Source organism: Pseudomonas nitroreducens TX1 (assembly GCF_000313755.1).
In the GTDB taxonomy this organism is placed as follows: domain Bacteria; phylum Pseudomonadota; class Gammaproteobacteria; order Pseudomonadales; family Pseudomonadaceae; genus Pseudomonas; species Pseudomonas nitroreducens_A.
This window is the reverse complement of record NZ_AMZB01000136.1, coordinates 248039-268052: the sequence shown is the minus strand read 5'-3', so window position 1 is coordinate 268052 and position 20014 is coordinate 248039. Positions and strand designations below refer to the sequence as shown.

Genomic DNA, 20014 nt, shown 5'->3' with positions numbered 1-20014 from the left:
CCTAGATGAGCACTGTTGTGGAGAACTCCGGTCAGGCCGCCCCGGCCGCCAAGCCCGGCAAGGTGGAAGTCGGCGTCAAGCTGCGCGGCGCAGAGAAGGTCGCGCGCATTCCGGTGAAGATCATCCCCACCGACGAACTGCCGAAGAAGCCTGACTGGATTCGCGTGCGCATCCCCGTATCCCCCGAGGTCGACCGCATCAAGCAACTGCTGCGCAAGCACAAGCTGCACAGCGTCTGCGAGGAGGCCTCCTGCCCGAACCTGGGCGAGTGCTTCTCCGGCGGCACCGCCACCTTCATGATCATGGGCGACATCTGCACCCGCCGCTGCCCCTTCTGCGACGTCGGCCACGGGCGGCCGAAGCCGCTGGACGTGGACGAGCCGAAGAACCTCGCCATCGCCATCGCCGACCTGCGCCTGAAATACGTGGTGATCACCTCGGTGGACCGCGACGACCTGCGTGACGGCGGTGCCCAGCACTTCGCCGACTGCCTGCGCGAAATCCGCCAGCTGTCCCCCGGTATCCAGCTCGAAACCCTGGTCCCGGACTACCGCGGCCGCATGGACATCGCCCTGGAAATCACCGCCAACGAGCCGCCGGACGTGTTCAACCACAACCTGGAAACCGTGCCGCGCCTGTACAAGTCCTCGCGTCCGGGTTCCGACTTCGAGTGGTCGCTGGACCTGTTGCAGAAATTCAAGCAAATGGTTCCCCACGTACCCACCAAGTCCGGCCTGATGCTCGGCCTGGGGGAGACCGACGAGGAAGTCATCGAAGTCATGCAGCGCATGCGCGAGCACGACATCGACATGCTCACCCTCGGCCAGTACCTGCAGCCCTCGCGCAACCACCTGCCGGTGCAGCGTTTCGTCCACCCGGACACCTTCGCCTGGTTCGCCGAGGAAGGCGCGAAGATGGGCTTCAAGAATGTCGCCTCCGGCCCGCTGGTGCGCTCCTCGTACCACGCCGACCAACAGGCGCACGGGCACAAGATCGGCTGATCCTGCCCGCTTTGAACAAGGCCGCCTCCTGCCTGGGACGCGGCCTTTTTCTTTTATCTCAGCATTACCTCGCCAACATCGGCATCGCTGAAATGTCCGCTGTGTCGCTCTCCCGGCTCCGTCATCCGCAGCGAGCCCGTCGCTGATCCCCAACCACCTCGCAAGTTCTGAATACGTTGAACTCCCTTCGATCGGCTTTGAACAAGAAAATTCTGATAGGTCGTGAGGGAGTCGCCGACAGCGCCCAGGTCCAGCAGTCTGGAAAATCGTCGACGTCGCTAGCCCTCATCCAACGGGCAGCGCCATGTGCCACGGGGGAACAACGATGTGGCTCGACTCCCTGGAAGGATAACCCCGGCCTCCCAGAACACTGCTGAGAAATTCAAATGAAAAAGCTGCTCGTAGCTGCCCTGGTTTCTGCTGCCTCCATCAGCGCTTACGCCGCTGACGTCAAAGTCACCTTCGACGGTGAAGTGGTTGACCAGACCTGCAAGATCAACGGTTCCGATCCGATGGTTGACGTCGCCGTCACCCTGCCGAAGGTTGGCGCAACCTCCTTCACCACCAACTCCCGTGTTTCCGGTGCCAAGAAGTTCGACCTGAGCCTGACCGACTGCACCGCCGCGCCGACCGTACGTTGGGAGCCGCTGCCGAACGTCGACCTCACCACTGGTGCCCTGAGGAACCTGACCGCTGGTGGCTCCAACGTGCAGGTCCAGGTTCTGAACCAGAACCAGCAGGTGATCGACCTGAACAACGACGCTGGCTACGCAGTGACGCTGGACGCTTCCAACAGTGCCACCGTCAGCTACTACGGCCAGTACTACGCCAACGTACTGTCGGCCACCGCTGGCCTGGTCAATACCTACGGCTACATCACCCTGACCTACTAAGGTCGAGCGGCCTCCGGCCGCAGCGGGTGACTGCAATACCCGCCGGGACGTTTGTTCCCGGCGGTCTTACTCAAAGGTTGGTGCGTGATGGTCAAGCTTTCTTCCAGGTCTCTGTGGTTTGCCGGCTGCATGAGTGCAGTCGTCCTGTGGTCCAGCATGGCCAGTGCTGGCATCGTGATTACTGGCTCCCGCGTTGTTTACCCCGCCAAGGACAGAGAAGTGACGGTCAAGATGACCAATAACGCGGAAGAGCCGTCGCTTGTTCAAGCCTGGGTCGACAAAGGCGATGCCAAGCTGACGCCGGACAAGGCCGACGGCCCGTTCCTTATCACTCCCCCCATTACGCGGGTGGAGCCAAAGAAGGGGCAGGCGCTGCGCCTTGTCTATACCGGCGATGACGCTGCTTCCAAGAAGCAGGAAACCGTTTTCTGGCTGAACGTGCTCGACGTTCCGCCCATGCCCAAGGACAAGGAAGCCAACTTCCTCCAGGTGGCCGTCCGTTCGCGCCTCAAGATTTTCTATCGCCCTGACGGTTTGCCGGGTTCTCCCGCTGAGTCCGCCCAGGGTCTGAAGTGGTCGGTTGTGCAGAGTGGCGTCGGTTATGGAGTGAAGGCTACGAACAGCGGTGCCTTCCACGTCTCGCTCTCCGCTATCACTGTCCAGACCAATGGCAAGACTTATCAGGTCAAGCCTGAGGAAGTGAAGATGGTTGCCCCTGGAGCCAGCGAAGTATTTCCGCTCCATGATCTGAGCACAGCCCCTGGCCCTGGAACCCAGGTCGACTACCAGTGGGTGAACGACTGGGGCTCGCCGCAGAAGCTTGAAGCCAAGCTTTGAGCACCTGATTCAGCCAGCAACGCCAAGCGTCAACTGGCCCGCTAGCGAACCAAATGCGTTTCCTCCCTGCGCACCCAGCCTTCGCTCGGGTGTGGACCAGCTCGTCCGCAAGAAGACGGATCAACAGAGAAATCGATGATGGATATCACGCAAGGCTCCCTCTCCCAGCAACGCACTCCATTGGCGTCCGCAGTCGCCATGGGGGCGACTTGGTTCCCTGTCGCCATGGGATGTTGCCTGCTGTATGGGGCCTTGCTGGCTTGTGGCACGACATCTGCCCTGGCGGATGATGTGCCTGCCGTAAAACGGAATTCCAGCTCCTTGGAGGTCGCCGAGTTCAACCCCAGCTTCTTCGATCATGGCGGTAGCGTACCCAGCGTGGACGTGTCCCGTTTCGAGAACGGAACGCCCGTAGAGCCAGGTGTGTATCGACTGGACGTTTACGTCAACCAGTCCTGGGTGGGCCGGATGCCAGTTCGTGCGGTGTCTCAAGGGAGCGGCAAGGAAGCAAGCACGACGTACTGCATCAAGAGTTCTCAGTTCGCGGAACTGGGTGTCGATGTCAGCAAGCTGCCCCCGGAAAAGCAGAAGCTGATAACTGGTGATTGCGTGGATTTCAACGCGGTTGTCCCGTCGGGGAAGCTCGATATCGACCTGTCCGAACTCTCCGCCAGCATCTCCGTGCCGCAACTGTATCTGGGCCGGCAAGTCCACGGCTACGTCGATCCATCGGAGTGGGATAGCGGTGTGACTGCAGGCTTCCTCATGTACGACACCAATGTCTACAAAAGCGATAGCCATGGTTCCGATTCGACCAACTATTACGCGGGCATCAACGCGGGTGTGAACCTGGGCGAGTGGCGTGCCCGCTATAACGGTAGCTACAGTCGTAACGAGGCGGATAACAGCAAGTCCACAAGCAACTACAACTCCATCAGCACCTACGTCCAACGTGACGTTACGCCGTTGAAGTCGCAGTTCACCGCCGGTCAGTACTACACCGACAGTGCCGTCTTCGATTCCGTGCCGTACACGGGCGTACAGCTTGCCAGTGACGACCGGATGCTGCCGGACTCGCAGCGAGGCTTCGCGCCTAACATTCGCGGTGTGGCGGACACCAACGCGCGGGTACGAGTAAAGCAGGGCGACAACGTCATCTATGAAACCAGCGTCGCTCCTGGCCCGTTCGAGATCAACGACCTCTACAACACCGGCTACTCCGGTGACCTGACGGTGGAAATCACCGAAGCTGATGGCCGTGTGAAATCATTCCTGGTGCCGTTCGCGTCGATCAACCAGCTGGTTCGCCCTGGCATATCCCGGTACAGCGTAACGGCGGGCAAGTATCGTGACGATAACCTGGATCGAGAGCCCAACTTTGCCCAGGGTACCTACCAGTACGGTATCAACAACTACTTGACCGCCTATACCGGCGGCATCGTGGCCGAAGACTACGCGGCGGCTCAGGGGGGGCTCGCGTTGAGCACGTCGCTGGGTGCCTTGGCGGCGGACGTGACGCAGTCCAAGGCCAAGAACCTCAATGACAGCCAATACGGGCTGAAGAAGGACATGAGCGGTCAGAGCTACCGCGTGACCTATAGCAAGTTGCTGGAACCGACGAATACCAACTTCACCATTGCTGCCTATCGCTTCAACAGCGAAAACTACCTGAGCTTCCAGGATTTCGCACAAGCCTGGGGCACTGACCGGGAAAATAACTACAGCCTCTATCGGCAGCGCAATCGTTATCAGTTGGGTATCAACCAGCCGTTGACCGATCGCAGCTCCCTGTTCTTCAGTGGTTCGAAGCAGAACTACTGGAACAAGGACAGTAGCGATACCAGCTTCCAGGGTGGCATCAATACTGGCTTCACCTGGGGCTCGATGGCGTTATCCGCTTCACGAACCAGCAATGAAAAAGGCGAGTACGACAATACCTACATGCTGAGTGCGACTGTCCCCATTGGTATGGGGAATCGCCATCCCATGTCACTGACCAGCAACGTCAACTTTACCAATGGCAAGAACAACAGTATCCAGACCAGCCTGAGTGGCTCCGCTGGTGAAAACAACCAGATGTCCTACGGCATCTATGGCTCGGGCAACAAATACGATGGTGACCGCACCTATAACGGTGGCGCGAACCTTTCCTATAGTGCGCCGGAAGCTATCTATAACGCCAACTTCAGTACGGGCGATAGTTACAAGCAGGTGGGATTGGGTGTGCGCGGGTCGGTCGTCGCCCACCCCGGCGGTATCAACTTCTCGCAGAACCAGAGTGAAACCATGGCCGTGGTTGAGGCCAAAGGCGCCGAAGGCGCCACCATCAGCACTAACGTCGGCGCCAAGGTCGCTAGCAACGGGTATGCCGTCGTGGGCGGCCTGACCCCTTATCGCCGTAACGACATCGATCTTGACCCCAAAGGCACTTCCAAAGACGTGGAGCTTGAGGTCACCTCGCAACAGACCGCACCACGTTACGGTTCCGTCGTGATGCTGAAGTACTCCACCATCACCGGTGCGCCTGTGTTGATGCAGGTAGCTCGAGATAACGGTGAGGCAATCCCGATCGGTGCGGATGTACTGGATGCCAAAGGAAACAATCTGTCTATGGTGGGGCAAGGGGGACGAATATTCCTTCGTGGTTTGGATCACACAGGTCGGTTGATCGTCAAGTGGGGTAGTAAATCAGGGCAGGGTTGCCAAATTAATTATGAACTGCCGACGAGTACGGCCAATGATGCTCCGTTCATGAAGATAGATGTTACTTGCCACGCTCTACTTGATGCTCCACAGGTTGCGGGACGGTAGTTTGACGATTTTGTTGGGGAATTCAGGTGGTTACTATGGTCGCTAGATTAAATAAAGGGGATTGGTGGTATCTATTCGCCATTTTATTTTTCCTACTTTGTGGTGTGGCTCGAAGTAGTTATGCAGCTATTTCCTGTGATGGTCCCTCGCCTGCGGCTAGTACAAATACTGTGCCAACGGGTACTTATAGTATCCCGCGGGATGCTGTTGTCGGAACACAGTTGACCCCATGGACGTCCTATCAAGGATCAGCCAATGTTTGGACGAACTGTGCCATACAGGCAAATATCTTTTATGGCGTCCTTTCTCGTGGGGTATTGCCATCAAATGGTACTGTCAGTGTGGATGGGGTGAGCTATACGGTTTACCCAACGACGGTTCCAGGGGTAGGTCTAATAATTGGCGGAAGATATAGTACGGCTTCTTCCTGGTTCCCCAATCCTTTCTCTGTAGGGGCTGACTGGACCAACGTGGTGGCCGGTAAGAATACTGCGGCTACCAGTTGGAACTTTGGCGACTCGTTCAGATATGCCTTCGTTAAAACTGGTCCAATTACAAGTGGTACCGTCACTTATGGTGGACAATTGGCAGTGCAGGCAGCAGTGGACTCCCGTCCTGTAACATCCCCAAGCTATATACAGAACATTTCGCTTGTGGGAAGTGCGACCTTTGTAGTACTGGCATGCGACGTTCCACCCGTTTCGGTCAACCTAGGTGAACACTATAAATGGGAATTCTCTGGGGTTGGTTATGTAAGCAATGCGCGGGATGTAAATGTTAGGCTCAATAGTTGTCCTCCTAATATGAATTATATTAGGTATATGATTGAGTCAACAACTTCGGTCGTGAACACTTCTTTGGCTGTTGTTTCATTGGATGGGACTTCATCTGCATCGGGAGTAGGGGTTCAGTTGCTGGATTCGACGGGAACTCGTCCTTTTGTGTTGGGTGATTGGAATACTTTTAGCTCTTATAATCCTTCGACAGGTGGTGAGTACGTTATAAATCTCAAGGCTCGATATTATCAGGTTAGTCCTGTCGTTGGTCCCGGGGAGGCAAATACAAGTTTAACAATAACAATGTTGTATTTGTAGTTAAGGCTTTGGTGTTTCATAGGGTAATTTTGGGTGAGGCTATATGATGAAGAAAATATTTCTGGCGGTAGCGCTTTCCTCCTTGTTTGTTGATGTCTGTTTTGCGATCCCGGATGCGCAGATAAATATTACAGGGAGGGTCATAGACGGAACTTGCACTATTGCCGGAACCGGCAGTGGTCCCACACAGATTAACGTACCGCTGAGTTCGGTTATGAGCAGTGATTTCACCTCTATCGGAGCTCTCAGCAAAAATCAAAAATCATTCAATGTTGTGCTGAGCAACTGCCCAACTGCCACGATGACAATGAATTGGGATACAGCGATGAATGTCGATGCTGGCGTAGGTACACTGAAAAACACCAGTTCAGGCGGCACAAACGCGCAAATTCAGTTGTTCAAAAGTGATGGGACGACGGCCATCAATCTAATGAATGATCCGGGTGAAACTTTCACTGAAACTAACAAGACTTTCACATATGTGGCCAAATACTATGCCAAGGCATTACCAGTAACCGGTGGTAATCTCTCGACCTTTACATACCTCTACCTTACCTATAATTGATACTAGTGAGCGCATGGTCCGGTTAGGCCAGAAGGGCACCAACGTGGCGCCCTTTTTATTGGGTGTCCAATTTATTTTCGCAGCCGCATCAGCAGTGTCTGTGTCGGATAACCATCTGCTGGCCAACTGATAGTTTTCTGGAAAGAGCGGACCGCATGTCGGGTATTAGCACCGATAATGCCGTCCACACTTCCAGGGTCATAGCCGCGATCCGTCAACTTCTGTTGAAGCTCAATACGCTCGCTTCGGCTGAGCGGATTCTCATCCATCGGCCACTGTCCGACCAACTGTCCACCTCCCTTGAAGCTATCGGCCAGCAGCCCAACAGCCAAGGCGTAGGCGGTTGAGTTGTTGTACTTGAGGATGGCGCGGAAGTTATCCGTGATCAGGAATGCCGGACCCCGATAGCCAGCCGGTAGTAGCAGCGAGGCGTTGGTCTTAAGGGCGTCGAACTGTTTGGCGCTCATTGGCTGCACCCCCAGCCGCTGCCACTCTGCCAAGGGTTTTCGGATGCTCATGTCCGCTTGGGAATAGTCGAATCCCGGCGGTAGCTTCACTTCGAATCCCCAGGCCTGGCCGGGCTGCCAGCCCGACACATGCAGGTAGTTGGCGGTCGAGGCCAGGGCGTCCTCAGATGAGCCCCAGATATCACGGCGACCGTCACCGTCAAAATCCACCGCATACTGGTTGTAGGTGGTGGGAATGAACTGGGTCTGCCCCATGGCGCCAGCCCAGGAGCCGATCATGTTGCTAACCGGCACGTCACCGTGCTGGATGATCTGCAGCGCGGCGATCAGTTGGTCGCGGCCGAAGTCAGGGCGGCGGCCTTCATAGGCCAGGGTAGCCAGCGAGCGGACCACGTTCTTGCTGCCCATCTGTTGGCCGAAGTTGCTCTCCATGCCCCAGATCGCCATCACGGCTTCGCGGTCGACACCGTAGGTGCTGTCGATGCGTTGCAGCACCTCGGCATTCTGTAGCAGGCGGTCCTGACCATTGCGCACTCTCGCCGCGGAGACGGCGCTTTCCAGGTACTGCCAGACGGGGCGAGTGAACTCGGGCTGACTGCGGTCGGCGGTCACCACCGAGTCATCCGGTTCGATGCCTTCGAACGCCTGATCGAAGGTCTGCGGGCTGATGCCGGCAGCCAGCGCTTGCGCACGAAAGCCGTCGCGCCATTGGGCGAAGCTTTGCGTTGGTTGTACATGCTCTACGGCTGCGCCCTTGGGTGGAGGCTCGGTGCAGGAGGTCAGCAGGCCGAAGCTGGCCAGGGACAGAGCGGCGACGAGCAGGCAGCGTTGGCCGACAACAGGTGAAACAGGCTTGCGCATTGCTCTCCTCGGGAACTGGCAGGGGAGGGGCCACCTTAGCATGGCCACCGTGACGCGTCTGCCTGGGCAAAAGCGGTGGGTCTGCAGGTTCGATGACACGGACGCGGGAAAATTCCCCTTCCCGATAGATGCCCCGTCGAGTGGTGCATCTGATGGGTCTTTTAGGAGCGATTTATACGCCATCCTCCGGCAGGCGCATCCTAGGGAAGGCCTATCGCGGCCCTACACGGGCGGCGATCGGAAGTCTGCGGGAGGCATGGCGCAGCGGCTACTGCTTTGGCTTGCTGCCGGTTTCCTGGTCGACCTTCGGCGCGCTCTGGTTCAGTTCCTTGAGCATGTCGTCATAGGCGGCGCAGTCATCCGGACGCTGTTTGCTGGAGCGAGCCTTGTTCAATTCGACCAGCTTTTCATTGAGCTTCTGCGCGCGCTGCGGATCGCTGCGGGTGACTTCGGTGACCTTGGCAGCGACCTGCTTGCCCTTGGCTTCGGCTTCCTGGTCGGAGCAGAACGCGTGGGCGGACAGGCTGAAGGGAAGGGCTAGGATGGCGACTATCAGGGGCGCTTTCATGGGTGGACCTCCATGGCTTGGCTGTCCGGTTGAAAGCGAAAGGGTGGGGGTGGTTCAGGTTTTCTGACGTTTCAGGCCGCCAGAAGCGAAGAAGCCTCCCAATTGTGGGAGGCTTCGCGGCGGTAACTGCCTTTGCCTTTGAGCGGTTGCTCCTGGCGGCTGCGGAACAGCGGTTGTGCGACCAGGGACTTGGCCTTGTTCGGCCGTTTGGATTTCTTCGCCATCTGACTTTCCTCGTTGGAGCCGGCGCCGTTGCCGGCGCGCGCATCTTCCGCCCATCCGGGATGCTTGTCCATGCCGCTGGTCTACCGGCGGGCGGGCCAAGGCAAGCCGTCGGCGTTCGGGGTTACGCTGGGACGACGGACATTTCTGACATAACAGACAAGAACGAGGACAAGGGTGATGAAGTTTCTCTGCATGATCTATTTCGACGAGCGCAAGGCCGCCGCGCTGCCGGAAGCCGAGCTGCGTGGCATCGTCGACGAGTGCATGACCTACAGCGAACAATTGCGCCGCAGCGGTAACTACATCGCGGCTAACGCGCTGTTGCCGACGCCGACCGGCCGCACATTGCGCGGGCAAGGTGAAAAGCTCTCCGTTACCGACGGACCGTTCGCCGAGACGCGTGAGCAGTTGGGTGGTTTCTACCTGATCGAGGCGCAGAGCATGGAGGAGGCCGAGCGCATCGCCGCGAAGATTCCGCCGGGGCGGCTCGGGTGCGTGGAGGTTCGACAGGTACGGGAGTGGGAGTGAGGCGGTGCCCGGCAAGTTCGCTCCCGTTGGCGCGCTCCCAGGCATCGCCTATTCCTACAAAGGAAATCACCCTTCAGACGTATCGAGTGTCGGTTCTTGAGAGGTGAACAAGACCACGCTATTGGGCGAAACATCCCAATCTAGATCCTTCGGAACAGTGAATTCTCCTACCTTCTTTTAGCCTTGAGGGCCTACGCGCGCGCTCGCTAGATTCCGTCTGCCACGGTCAATCCCGTGGCCGGGTGTCGCAGCCTGGAATGTGAGAGGAGAGTTCACGTAGCGCCATGGCTATCGGTGCAGGCATATTCAATTGCTTGTGGCCGCAGTGCTTCTATGGCGGATCGTGCGGTGCAGGCTCACGCCTGACCGGTTCTTGGCTCTCGTCTCCCGGTACTGCGACCTCCGCACGGTCCGCCTCCCTTACTCGCGTCGCAGCGAGTGCGGAGGCGCTTCTTCGGCATACGAGAGCCCCGAATCATGCACTATCCCGTTTTTACGCCCGCGCACCGCCTCAGTTTCACCTTTCCAGTCTTCTCTTTCCCGGAGGTGCAAGGTGCCTGAATTCCTCCCCGTTCCGCTGGAATCCCGCCCCTACGAAGATGTGATGTTCATCAATGCCCTGGCCTCGGTCGAGGCATTGCGCGACGCCGCGCTGCGGCGCCTGACGGCGGTGGAAGACCTGCTTTGTCTGCTGGAGGACGACTCCGATCCTGGCTTGATCCGCGCGACGTCGCGTCTGGCAGCGGCGCTCTCGCCGCTGGTCAGCGAAGCTCGGCAGCTTTACGAGCTGGCGCTGGATCGGCCGACCGAGGAGCGGGGGAGGAGGCGTCCCGCTTTGCAGGAGTCCGGAACGGCGGTGCGCTGAACCGTTCGCGGCCATGGCCGCTCGCCTTGCGGATTCGTCGAACCCTGGGCGGCGGCGGATTGTCGCGATTTCTGTAACAGATTTTTTCAAGGGCGCGGCTGTGGCTCGTTCGCTGGCTCAGTTAGCTTGGCAGCTGACTAACTATTGCCTCGGTGTGCAGGGACCGCGACGCCCCCGGCTGGAGATGTGTCATGCAGCAATGGTCCCCGACCCAGCGCAATGTGGTGATCGCTTCGGTGCTCGCCTGGACGCTGGATGCCTTCGACTTCTTTCTCCTGGTCTTCGTCCTCACCGATATTGCGCAGAGCTTCCAGGTGGGCCTCCCGCAGGTGTCGCTGGCAATCCTGCTGACCCTGGCGGTGCGGCCCATCGGCGCGCTGCTGTTCGGACGGGCAGCCGAGCGCTACGGCCGACGACCGGTCCTGATGGTGAATATCCTGACCTACTCGGTGCTGGAGCTGGCCTCGGCTTTTTCGCCGAACCTCGAGACCTTCCTGATCCTGCGCGTGGTCTACGGCGTGGCGATGGGGGGCATCTGGGGCGTGGCTTCTTCGCTGGCGATGGAGACCATTCCCGAGCGTTCGCGGGGGATGGTGTCGGGGCTGTTCCAGGCGGGTTATCCGGCGGGCTACCTGATCGCGTCGATCATCTATGGTCTGTTCTTCGAAGCGCTGGGCTGGCGTGGGATGTTCATCGTCGGTTGCCTGCCGGTGGTGCTGGTGGTGTTCATCTGGTTCAAGGTGCCGGAATCGCCGATCTGGCAGGCGTCTCGCGAGCGCAAGGAGTCGACGCCGCTGTGGTCGGTCCTGCGCAACCAGTGGAAGCTGTGCCTGTACGCGGTGTTGCTGATGGCCTGCTTCAATTTCTTCAGCCATGGCACGCAGGACCTCTACCCGACTTTCCTGAAAGTGCAGCACGGGTTCGATACGCAGACGGTCAGCCTGATCGCGGTGGTCTATAACATCGCGGCGATCCTGGGAGGCATCCTGTTCGGCAGCCTGTCCGAGCGCATCGGGCGAAAGAAGGCCATTATCTGCGGCTCGCTGCTGGCGCTACCGGTGCTGCCATTGTGGGCGTTCAGCCATGGCGCAGTGGCGCTGGGCGTCGGTGCCTTCCTGATGCAGTTCATGGTGCAGGGCGCCTGGGGTGTGATTCCGGCCTATCTGAACGAGCTGGCGCCAGTGGGTACCCGTGCGGTGCTGCCGGGGTTCGTCTATCAGCTGGGCAACCTGATCGCTTCGGTCAATGCGCCGCTGCAGGCGGAGATCGCCAGGAGCTACAGCTATGGCACGGCGATGGCCGTGGTTGCCGGGGTGGTGGCGGTGCTCATCTGTGTGCTGATCAGTACCGGCCGCGATACTCGCGGGGTGGCGTTGGATAGGTCGGAAGGGCGGGAGCACCGGGCAGCGCCGGCGCGGCCCTGAAACTCTCGAGCGTTGGGCGGGTGCGCTAGCAAGGTCGCTCCGGCCGGGCGCCGCGCGGAGGCGGTGACAAGGAGAGGCGGACTTCGTCCGCAAGGCCTCTCGGTCACACCGGTAGTCAGGTCGCGAGCTGCTGCAATCAGGCCGAAGGCAGGTTGATGCGCTGGCCGGCGACCAGCAGGGCGAGACGGGCGAGGCTGTTCCAGACGTTGCCGGTAGCCTGGCCCTTGATCTGCGCGTCGATCAGTTGGGCGTCCTGCAGCATCTGGTTCCAGCGCTGTGCGGTGTGCCGCTGCAGGGCCTTGCTCATCAGCGGGCGGCGCTTGTCCCAGATGGGCGGGCGACACTGGCTGAAGGCTTTGTCCAGCGGTACGCCCTGGCTGAACTGCTGGGCAAGGCTGGAAAGCACGCGGACTTCCCGGGCCAGGGCCCAGAGGATGACCGGCGGCTCCACGCCTTCGCCGCGCAGGCCTTCGAGCATGCGCAGGCAGTGGGCGGCTTCGCCATTCAAGGCTGCATCGATCAGGCCGAAGACATCGAATCGCGCGCTGTCCGCGACCGCGGCTTGCACGGTGTCGGCATCGATCTGCTGGCCATCGGCGAGCAGCTTGAGCTTTTCGATTTCCTGGGCGGCGGCCAGCAGGTTGCCTTCGACGCGCGCGGCGATCAGGTCCACCGCTTCCTGGCTGGCAGCGAGTCCGGCCTGGGAGAGGCGCTGGCGGATCCACTGCGGCAACTGGTGCGCGTCGATGGGCCAGATCTGGATGAATTGTGCGGCGTCGCCGTCGATCAGGGCCTTGGCCCATTTGGTCTTCTGCGTGCTGCCGTCGAGCTTGGGCAGGCTGACCAGCAGGACGGTGTCTTCCGGCGGCCGTTGCAGGTATTCCTGGATGATCGCCGCGCCCTTGTCGCCGGGCTTGCCGGAGGGCAGGCGCAGTTCGATCAGGCGCTTTTCGGCGAACAGCGACAGGCTGGCTCCGGCTTCAAGCAGCTGGCCCCAGTCGAAGTTGGCTTCGGCGTTGAACACCTGGCGCTCACCAAAATCACGCTGGCGGCAGGCGGCACGGATGGCGTCGCAGGCTTCCTGGCAGAGCAACGGTTCGTCGCCGCTGACCACGTAGACGGGCGCGAGGTTGCCTTGCAGGTGCTTGGCGAGTTGTCCGGGATTGAGCTTCATGATGAGAAAGGGGCCGGTTGGCCGGCCCCTTGTCGCTTACTGCTTCGGAAATTCGATCGGCGACTGCTGCGGCTGAGACTTGGCAGCCTCGTCCGCGGCCTTCATCGCGTCTGCTTCGGCCTTGGCCTTGGCTTCCGCCTTGGCTTGCAGGTCGTCGAGCTGAGCCGGGGTGATGAGTTGCAGGCGGGTGACCATCTGCTGGACCAGATCGCGGCGCATTTCGTTGCGGATCTGCTGGGCTTCCTGGTCGGAACCGATCAGGTTGTTCTCGTCCTGTACGTAGACCTTGCGCACCTGAACCTGGTTGGCGAGCAGCAGCAGGTTGTCGCTGCCACGGATCTCGTAACTCAGGGTGTTGGTCAGTTCGTTTTCCGCGCTGCGCGCCGAACTGGTGTAGCTGACGCTGCGCTGGGTCACGTCCTCGCGGGCAAGGATCAGGTGGTAGGGCGCGCGGGAGACGACTTTCACGCCGCTGCCTTGAAGCACCTGCTTGAGCTGCGTGACGGTTTCGCCGTAGGCATTGCGCGCGCTCACATCGATTTCCTTGAGCGCAAAGTTCGTATCGCCCAGGCCGCGCAGTTGGAAACCGCAGGCGCTCAGCACGCCGGCCAGGCCGATCAGCGCGAGGCTGGTCAGGATACGTTTCATCAAGCTTCCCTCACTCCTGTTGATCCGGTATGCCCGTGGCGAAGGTGCCACGGGCGAATGGGTCTTTTCCAGCGTTGCTTTAGTTGGCGACGATATTGACCAGCTTGCCGGGCACCACGATGACCTTGCGGATGGTCAGGCCGTCGGTGAAACGCAGCACGTTTTCGTTGGCGCGCGCGGCTGCTTCGACGTCCTCGCGGCTGGCGCTGGCGGGCATTTCGATGTGGCCGCGCAGCTTGCCGTTGACCTGTACCACCAGTTGCAGGCTGTCCTGCACCAGGGCGGCTTCGTCGACCTGCGGCCAGCTGGCGTCGATCACGGCGCCGTCCTTGCCCAGTTCCTGCCAGATAACGTGGCAGATGTGGGGGGTGATCGGGGCGAGCAGCAGGGTGACGGTCTCCAGGCCTTCCTGCAGCAGGGCGCGGTCGGTGGCGGATTCGGTCGGGGCTTTTTCCAGTACGTTCATCAGGGTCATCACGGCGGCGATGGCGGTGTTGAACTTGTGGTGCTGGCCGACGTCCTGGCTGGCCTGACGGATGGCCAGGTGGATGGCGCGGTGGATGGCTTTCTGTGCGTCGTCCAGCGCGGACTTGTCCACGGCGCCAGCGGGGCCTGCGTTGACGTGGGCCTGGGCCAGACGCCAGACGCGGCGCAGGAAGCGGTTGGCGCCTTCAATGCCGGAGTCGGACCATTCGCAGCTCATGTCCGGCGGCGAGGCGAACATCATGAACAGGCGGCAGGTGTCGGCGCCGTAGGCATCGATCATCGCCTGCGGGTCCACGCCATTGTTCTTGGACTTGGACATCTTCTCGGTACCGCCGATTTCCACCGGCAGGCCGTCGCTCTTCAGGCGTGCACCGATGACCTTGGCCTTGGCATCCCGCTCGACTTCGACGTCGGCAGGGTTGAACCAATCCTTGCTGCCGTTGGGATTGGTGCGGTAGTAGGTCTCGGCGACCACCATGCCCTGGGTCAGCAGGTTCTTGAACGGCTCGTCGGAGTCGATCAGGCCTTCGTCGCGCATCAGCTTGTGGAAGAAGCGCGCGTAGAGCAGGTGGAGGATGGCATGCTCGATGCCGCCGATGTACTGGTCGACCGGCAGCCAGTAGTTGGCGGCCTTCTTGTCCAGCATGCCGTCTTCGAACTGCGGGCAGGCGTAGCGGGCGAAGTACCAGGACGACTCGACGAAGGTGTCCATGGTGTCGGTTTCGCGCTTGGCCGACTGGCCGCATTTCGGGCAGCTGCACTCGTAGAACGATGGCAGCTTGGCCAGGGGCGAACCGGCGCCGTCCGGCACCACGTCCTCGGGCAGGACGACCGGCAGCTGGTCGGCCGGGACCGGCACGTCGCCGCAGGCGTCGCAATGGATGATCGGGATCGGGCAGCCCCAGTAGCGCTGGCGGCTGATGCCCCAGTCGCGCAGGCGGAACTGGGTGCGCTGCTGGCCGAGGCCCTTGGCGGCGAGGTCGGCGCCGATGGCGTCGAACGCGGCCTGGTAGCCGAGGCCGCCATACTTGCCGGAGTTGACGGTGATGACGCTCTCGTCCTTCAGGCCGTACCACTCTTTCCAGGTGGTCGGTTCGAAGTCGTTGTCCGCGCCGACCTGGGCGATGACCTGGACAATCGGCAGGCCGTACTTGTTGGAGAACTCGAAATCGCGCTCGTCGTGACCCGGCACGGCCATCACGGCGCCTTCGCCGTAGGTCATCAGGACGTAGTTGGCGATCCACACCGGCAGCTTGTCGCCGGTCAGCGGATGCTCGACGAACAGGGAAGTGGCGACGCCTTTCTTCTCCTGGGTGGCGATGTCGGCTTCGGCGACGCCGCCGCGTTTGCATTCGTCGATGAACGCCTGCAGCGACGGATCGCGCTGGGCGGCCCGGGTAGCCAGCGGGTGCTCGGCGGCCACGGCGACGTAGGTGGCGCCCATCAGGGTGTCCGGACGGGTGGTGAAGACCTTCAGCTGGCCGGCTTCGCCGATGGAAGCCTGGTCATAGGGGAAGGCGATCTCCATGCCGCGCGACTTGCCGATCCAGTTGCGCTGCATGGTCTTGACCTGCTCGGGCCAGCCCGGCAGGTCGTCGAGGCTGGACAGCAGCTCTTCGGCGTAGGCAGTGATCTTGAAGTAGTACATCGGGATTTCGCGCTTCTCGATCAGCGCGCCCGAACGCCAGCCACGGCCGTCGATGACCTGCTCGTTGGCCAGTACGGTCTGGTCGACCGGGTCCCAGTTCACGGTGCCGTTCTTGCGGTAGATCACGCCTTTCTCGAACAGGCGGGTGAACAGCCACTGCTCCCAGCGGTAGTAGTCCGGCTTGCAGGTGGTGACTTCGCGGGTCCAGTCGATCGCCAGGCCCAGGCTGTTGAGCTGGGACTTCATGTAGGCGATGTTGTCGTAGGTCCAGGCCGCCGGTGCGACGTTGTTCTTCATCGCGGCGTTTTCCGCCGGCATGCCGAACGCGTCCCAGCCCATCGGCTGCAGGACGTTCTTGCCCTGCATGCGATGGTAGCGGCTGATCACGTCGCCGATGGTGTAGTTGCGCACATGCCCCATGTGTAGCTTGCCGCTCGGATACGGGAACATCGACAGGCAGTAGAACTTCTCCTTGCCGGCGACTTCGTCGACGCGGAAGGAGTTGTGTTCGTTCCAGAACTTCTGGGCCTGGGATTCGATCTCGAGAGGCTGATATTGCTCGTGCATGGCGCGATTTGAACCTGTACGGAAAAGAAGTGTGCAGCCAGGGAGGTCGAGTGGCCCTCCGCTGAACCGACCCCCGAGAAGACACGGGCCGGGCGGCTACAGAAAGCCCCGTAGCATACATGACCCCCACTCGAGCCGGTAGCCCGCGCCGTTTGTCGCACGCTCGGTGTGGCGCGGGGTGGCCCGCTAAGCTTTGCCTGAGGGCGGGAGGTTTCCGCCTGTCTTGAGGTGACTGATGGCTGAGCTGCATCGCGCAAGTGCTTCGGGTTCCGGTCTGTATGAACGGTTGTTGCAACGACTCGCGCTGGCCCTGGATGAGGCCGATACCGCTGAGAGACTACGTGACGAATGCCCCGTGGAACTGGAGTTGCGCGGCTTGAGCAGTGCCGAGATGGAGTTGATCAGGGCTTATCTGGATCAGGATGTGAACTGGCTGCGCGGCTGGCATGCCGCCGCGGAAGAACTCGCCATGCTGGAGCGCGCCCCGGCCCGCCCGCCGCGCCATGTGCGCCAACCTGCAGCGCCCAGCCGTCTGCGCCTGGTGCCGCGCCCGCAATCGCTGCAATGCGCGCTGTGTGGCTCGCCCGTGGCCTGGAGTCGCAACCAGGGCGTGCTGCCCTGCACTTCCTGTGGCTCGCAGCTGTTCCGCAACGCGAAAGCACGCTGACATTTCCCCGATCCGTTAGGCTTGGCGCCTCGACAAGGAGGCGCCAATGCCTATCCGCTTCATCCTCAAACAGATCTTCATGCCGCCTGGGTTGCTGCTGCTGTTGCTGCTCCTGGGCTTCGTGCTGCGCCGCCGTTATCCGCGATTCTCGGCGTTCTGCTTCTTTTCCGGCTTTCTCGGCCTGCTGGTGATGAGCCTGCCAGTCTCCGTGGAGTGGGGCGCGCGTCAGTTGGAGCAGCAGGCACCGCTCAGGCAGGCGGACTGGGCGGGGCTGGCGCAGCGCGCCGACGCCATTGTGGTGCTGGGCGCCGGCCGTGTGCGCGGGGATCGTGCCTGGGACGAAGACCAGCCCGGCCTGATGGCCCGCGAGCGTATCCGCTACGCCGCCCGCCTGGCCAAGGCCAGCGGCCTGCCGGTGTTGACCTCCGGCGGCCTGCATTACGGCACCCCGCCCTCGGAGGCGCGGATCATGGCGCAGAGCCTCTTGGACGATTACGGCGTGCCGGTACGCTGGGAGGAGGGCCGCAGCCGCACGACCTGGGAGAATGCGCAATTCAGCGCCGAGATGCTGCGCGAGGCGGGTATCCAGCGGGTGGTGCTGGTCACCAGTGCCATCCATATGCCCCGTTCGATCTGGAGTTTCGAGAAGGCCGGCCTGCAGGTGGTGCCGGCGCCGGCGGCCTATCTCGGCACGGATGACGAGGTGCCCCTGGGCGGCTGGCTGCCCGAAGGACGAGCGATCTGGCAGAGCGGGCAGTTGCTCAACGAGGCGATCGGGTTGGTCGGGTATCGGTTGTTCTATCGCTAGCAGGATTCTGTAGGAGCAATTGTCTTCTTCTGGGAAGTCCGTGCCGAGAATATCCCTCTCCCTAACCCTCTCTCTGAAGGGAGAGGGGACCGGTCGGTGCAGGGTGAATCCATAGCGTCAGCCGGTATGGGCAGCTCCCTCTCCCTTCAGGGAGAGGGCGGGGGAGAGGGTTGCCCCGCACAGAAACCTACGTAGGAGCGGACTCCGTCCGTGATGCTATCCGGCGCGTTACGGGCCTGTCGCGGACGGAGTCCGCACCTACGGAAATACCACCTTCCAGCGAGAAAAAAGGCCTCATCATGAGGCCCATTTCATTCGTCAGCCGAACAGCCGTCGCTCTTCCGGATGCGTGCGCCGGCGCACCAGCGCCCACACCAGCAGCACGGCGCTGAGGATCGCCAGCGGCCAGACGCGCCATTTCAAGTACGGTGTCAGGCCCTGCATCGGCACCACGTCGCCGTGCAGTACGCCCTGCTGGAACTGCGGGATCTGCACTGCGAGCCTGCCGAACGGGTCGATCAGCGCGGTGACGCCGTTGTTGGTGCCGCGCACCATCCAGCGGCCGGCTTCCAGGGCGCGCATCTGTGCCATCTGCAGGTGCTGCAGCGGGCCGATGGAGGTGCCGAACCAGGCGTCATTGCTGATGGTCAGCAGCAGCTGGCTTTGCGCCGCCAGTTCGGCCGCGAACTCCGGATAGACCACTTCGTAGCAGATGTACGGTGCCACGGAGTAGCCCTTGGCCTTGAGCAGGGGCTGGTCGGCCGGGCCGCGGGCGAAGTCGGACATCGGCAGGTCGAAGAAGGCGATCAGGCCGCGCAGCAGGTCCTGCAGCGGGACGTATTCACCGAAAGGAACCAGCTTCTGCTTCAGGTAGTTGCCGCTGCCTTCGCCGACCACGGTGATGCCGTTGTAGTAGCGAATGCCTTCGGCAGTTTTCTCGCGCACCGGCACGCCGGTAATGAGCGCGGCCTTCTTGGCGGTGGCGACGCCGTTGATCATCTCCAGGTAGCCGGTGGCCTGGTCCTTGAGCACCGGGACGGCGGTTTCCGGCCAGACAATCAGGTCGATGTCCTTCTGCTCGGCGGTCAGGTCGCGATACAGCTCCAGCTGGTGGGTGATGGCCTTCGGGTCCCACTTCATTTCCTGGGCGATGTTGCCCTGCAGCGCGGCGACCTTCAGCGGTGCGCCGGCCGGAGTGGTCCAGGCGTGGCCCTTGTAGCCCAGGCCGACGGCCCAGGGGGCGATCAGCAGGATCAGCCCGATTACCAGGCGCGCGGGGCGGCGGGCCAGGGCCGGGAGGTTGATGATCAGCGCGCCGGTCAGGGCGATGCCGAAGGATGCCAGCCAGACGCCGCCCAGCGGCGCGAGGCCGGCCAGCGGGCCTTCGAGCTGGCTGTAGCCGGCGTAGAGCCAGGGGAAGCCGGTGAGGAACCAGCTGCGGAACAGCTCCAGCACCACCCACAACGCGGCGAAGGCCAGCGCATCGCTGACCGGGGCGTTGTTGCGACGGAAGAACTTCGCCCAGACCCAGGCGGGCAGCGCGAAGAAGAAGGCCACGCCCGCACTGAAGCCGCCGACCAGGAAGCCGGCCAATGGTCCGGAGGCGCCGCCGAAATTGTGGATGCTGAAGTAGATCCAGCTGGTGCCGGCGATGAAAGCGCCGAAGCCGTACCACCAGCCGCGCCAGAGCGACGAGCCGGGGGGGGTGCCGCGCAGGCCGAGGTAGAACAGGGCCAGCGAGAGCACCGCCAGCGGCCAGTAGCCGAACGGAGCGAGGGTCAGCGGCGTGAGCGCGCCGGCGGCCAGGGCGAGCAAATGGCCTGGCAGGCCGGGTCGGGTGATCCAGCGCATCGGAAATCCTTGTTGCGGTTAAGCGA

At 61.4% G+C, this 20014-nt stretch carries 18 protein-coding genes; 11 read left to right on the top strand and 7 right to left on the bottom strand.

Features of this window, described 5'->3' with window-relative positions:
- Window positions 1-5: 5 nt before the first annotated feature.
- The 6 genes from lipA to C167_RS34660 all read left to right on the top strand — a co-directional run bounded on the left by lipA (window position 6) and on the right by C167_RS34660 (window position 7201).
- Window positions 6-1001: a lipoyl synthase gene (gene lipA, locus C167_RS0128905; protein WP_017521818.1), complete on the top strand. Its 996-nt coding sequence runs from the start codon at window positions 6-8 to the stop codon at window positions 999-1001.
- A 386-nt stretch (window positions 1002-1387) separates the two neighbouring features.
- The gene (locus tag C167_RS0128900; RefSeq protein ID WP_017521817.1) at window positions 1388-1894 is read left to right on the top strand and encodes a fimbrial protein; all 507 of its coding nucleotides are present in this window, start codon (window positions 1388-1390) and stop codon (window positions 1892-1894) included.
- An 87-nt stretch (window positions 1895-1981) separates the two neighbouring features.
- Window positions 1982-2731: a molecular chaperone gene (locus C167_RS0128895; RefSeq protein WP_017521816.1), complete on the top strand. Its 750-nt coding sequence runs from the start codon at window positions 1982-1984 to the stop codon at window positions 2729-2731.
- A 135-nt stretch (window positions 2732-2866) separates the two neighbouring features.
- Window positions 2867-5542: a fimbria/pilus outer membrane usher protein gene (locus tag C167_RS0128890; RefSeq protein WP_017521815.1), complete on the top strand. Its 2676-nt coding sequence runs from the start codon at window positions 2867-2869 to the stop codon at window positions 5540-5542.
- 35 nt (window positions 5543-5577) lie between these two features.
- Window positions 5578-6636, top strand: coding sequence for a fimbrial protein (locus C167_RS34000; RefSeq protein WP_081596737.1), 1059 nt, complete (start codon window positions 5578-5580; stop codon window positions 6634-6636).
- 43 nt (window positions 6637-6679) lie between these two features.
- On the top strand, window positions 6680-7201 hold the full coding sequence (locus C167_RS34660; RefSeq protein WP_157791875.1) for a fimbrial protein: 522 nt from the start codon (window positions 6680-6682) through the stop codon (window positions 7199-7201).
- 71 nt (window positions 7202-7272) lie between these two features.
- Here the strand turns inward: C167_RS34660 and C167_RS0128885 are convergent, their stop codons facing one another.
- The 3 genes from C167_RS0128885 to arfA all read right to left on the bottom strand — a co-directional run bounded on the left by C167_RS0128885 (window position 7273) and on the right by arfA (window position 9321).
- On the bottom strand, window positions 7273-8529 hold the full coding sequence (locus C167_RS0128885; protein WP_017521814.1) for a lytic murein transglycosylase: 1257 nt from the start codon (window positions 8527-8529) through the stop codon (window positions 7273-7275).
- Window positions 8530-8797: 268 nt separating this feature from the next.
- Window positions 8798-9097: a hypothetical protein gene (locus C167_RS0128880; RefSeq protein ID WP_017521813.1), complete on the bottom strand. Its 300-nt coding sequence runs from the start codon at window positions 9095-9097 to the stop codon at window positions 8798-8800.
- Between the two features lie 71 nt (window positions 9098-9168).
- Window positions 9169-9321, bottom strand: a complete 153-nt coding sequence (gene arfA, locus C167_RS33065) for an alternative ribosome rescue factor ArfA (RefSeq protein ID WP_037006394.1) — start codon at window positions 9319-9321, stop codon at window positions 9169-9171.
- A 178-nt stretch (window positions 9322-9499) separates the two neighbouring features.
- On the opposite strand from arfA, the gene C167_RS0128870 reads away from it, so the two are divergent.
- The 3 genes from C167_RS0128870 to C167_RS0128860 all read left to right on the top strand — a co-directional run bounded on the left by C167_RS0128870 (window position 9500) and on the right by C167_RS0128860 (window position 12139).
- Window positions 9500-9850, top strand: coding sequence for a YciI family protein (locus C167_RS0128870; protein ID WP_017521811.1), 351 nt, complete (start codon window positions 9500-9502; stop codon window positions 9848-9850).
- 553 nt (window positions 9851-10403) lie between these two features.
- Entirely contained in the window at window positions 10404-10715 is a 312-nt protein-coding gene (locus C167_RS0128865) for a hypothetical protein (protein ID WP_017521810.1), read from the top strand.
- Between the two features lie 191 nt (window positions 10716-10906).
- Complete coding sequence (locus tag C167_RS0128860) at window positions 10907-12139, top strand: MFS transporter (protein ID WP_017521809.1); 1233 nt, start codon at window positions 10907-10909, stop codon at window positions 12137-12139.
- Between the two features lie 136 nt (window positions 12140-12275).
- On the opposite strand, the gene holA is transcribed toward C167_RS0128860, so the two are convergent.
- The 3 genes from holA to leuS form a co-directional block, all read right to left on the bottom strand.
- The gene (holA, locus tag C167_RS0128855) at window positions 12276-13313 is read right to left on the bottom strand and encodes a DNA polymerase III subunit delta (RefSeq protein ID WP_017521808.1); all 1038 of its coding nucleotides are present in this window, start codon (window positions 13311-13313) and stop codon (window positions 12276-12278) included.
- Between the two features lie 36 nt (window positions 13314-13349).
- Window positions 13350-13961, bottom strand: a complete 612-nt coding sequence (lptE, locus tag C167_RS0128850; protein WP_017521807.1) for an LPS assembly lipoprotein LptE — start codon at window positions 13959-13961, stop codon at window positions 13350-13352.
- Between the two features lie 79 nt (window positions 13962-14040).
- Window positions 14041-16662: a leucine--tRNA ligase gene (gene leuS / locus C167_RS0128845; RefSeq protein WP_017521806.1), complete on the bottom strand. Its 2622-nt coding sequence runs from the start codon at window positions 16660-16662 to the stop codon at window positions 14041-14043.
- 235 nt (window positions 16663-16897) lie between these two features.
- Here leuS and C167_RS0128840 point away from each other — a divergent pair, with 235 nt between their 5' ends.
- On the top strand, window positions 16898-17329 hold the full coding sequence (locus C167_RS0128840) for a hypothetical protein (RefSeq protein WP_026079347.1): 432 nt from the start codon (window positions 16898-16900) through the stop codon (window positions 17327-17329).
- 46 nt (window positions 17330-17375) lie between these two features.
- On the top strand, window positions 17376-18137 hold the full coding sequence (locus tag C167_RS0128835; RefSeq protein WP_017521804.1) for a YdcF family protein: 762 nt from the start codon (window positions 17376-17378) through the stop codon (window positions 18135-18137).
- Window positions 18138-18455: 318 nt separating this feature from the next.
- On the opposite strand, the gene lnt is transcribed toward C167_RS0128835, so the two are convergent.
- Window positions 18456-19988: an apolipoprotein N-acyltransferase gene (lnt, locus tag C167_RS0128830; RefSeq protein ID WP_017521803.1), complete on the bottom strand. Its 1533-nt coding sequence runs from the start codon at window positions 19986-19988 to the stop codon at window positions 18456-18458.
- Between the last annotated feature and the right edge of the window lie 26 nt (window positions 19989-20014).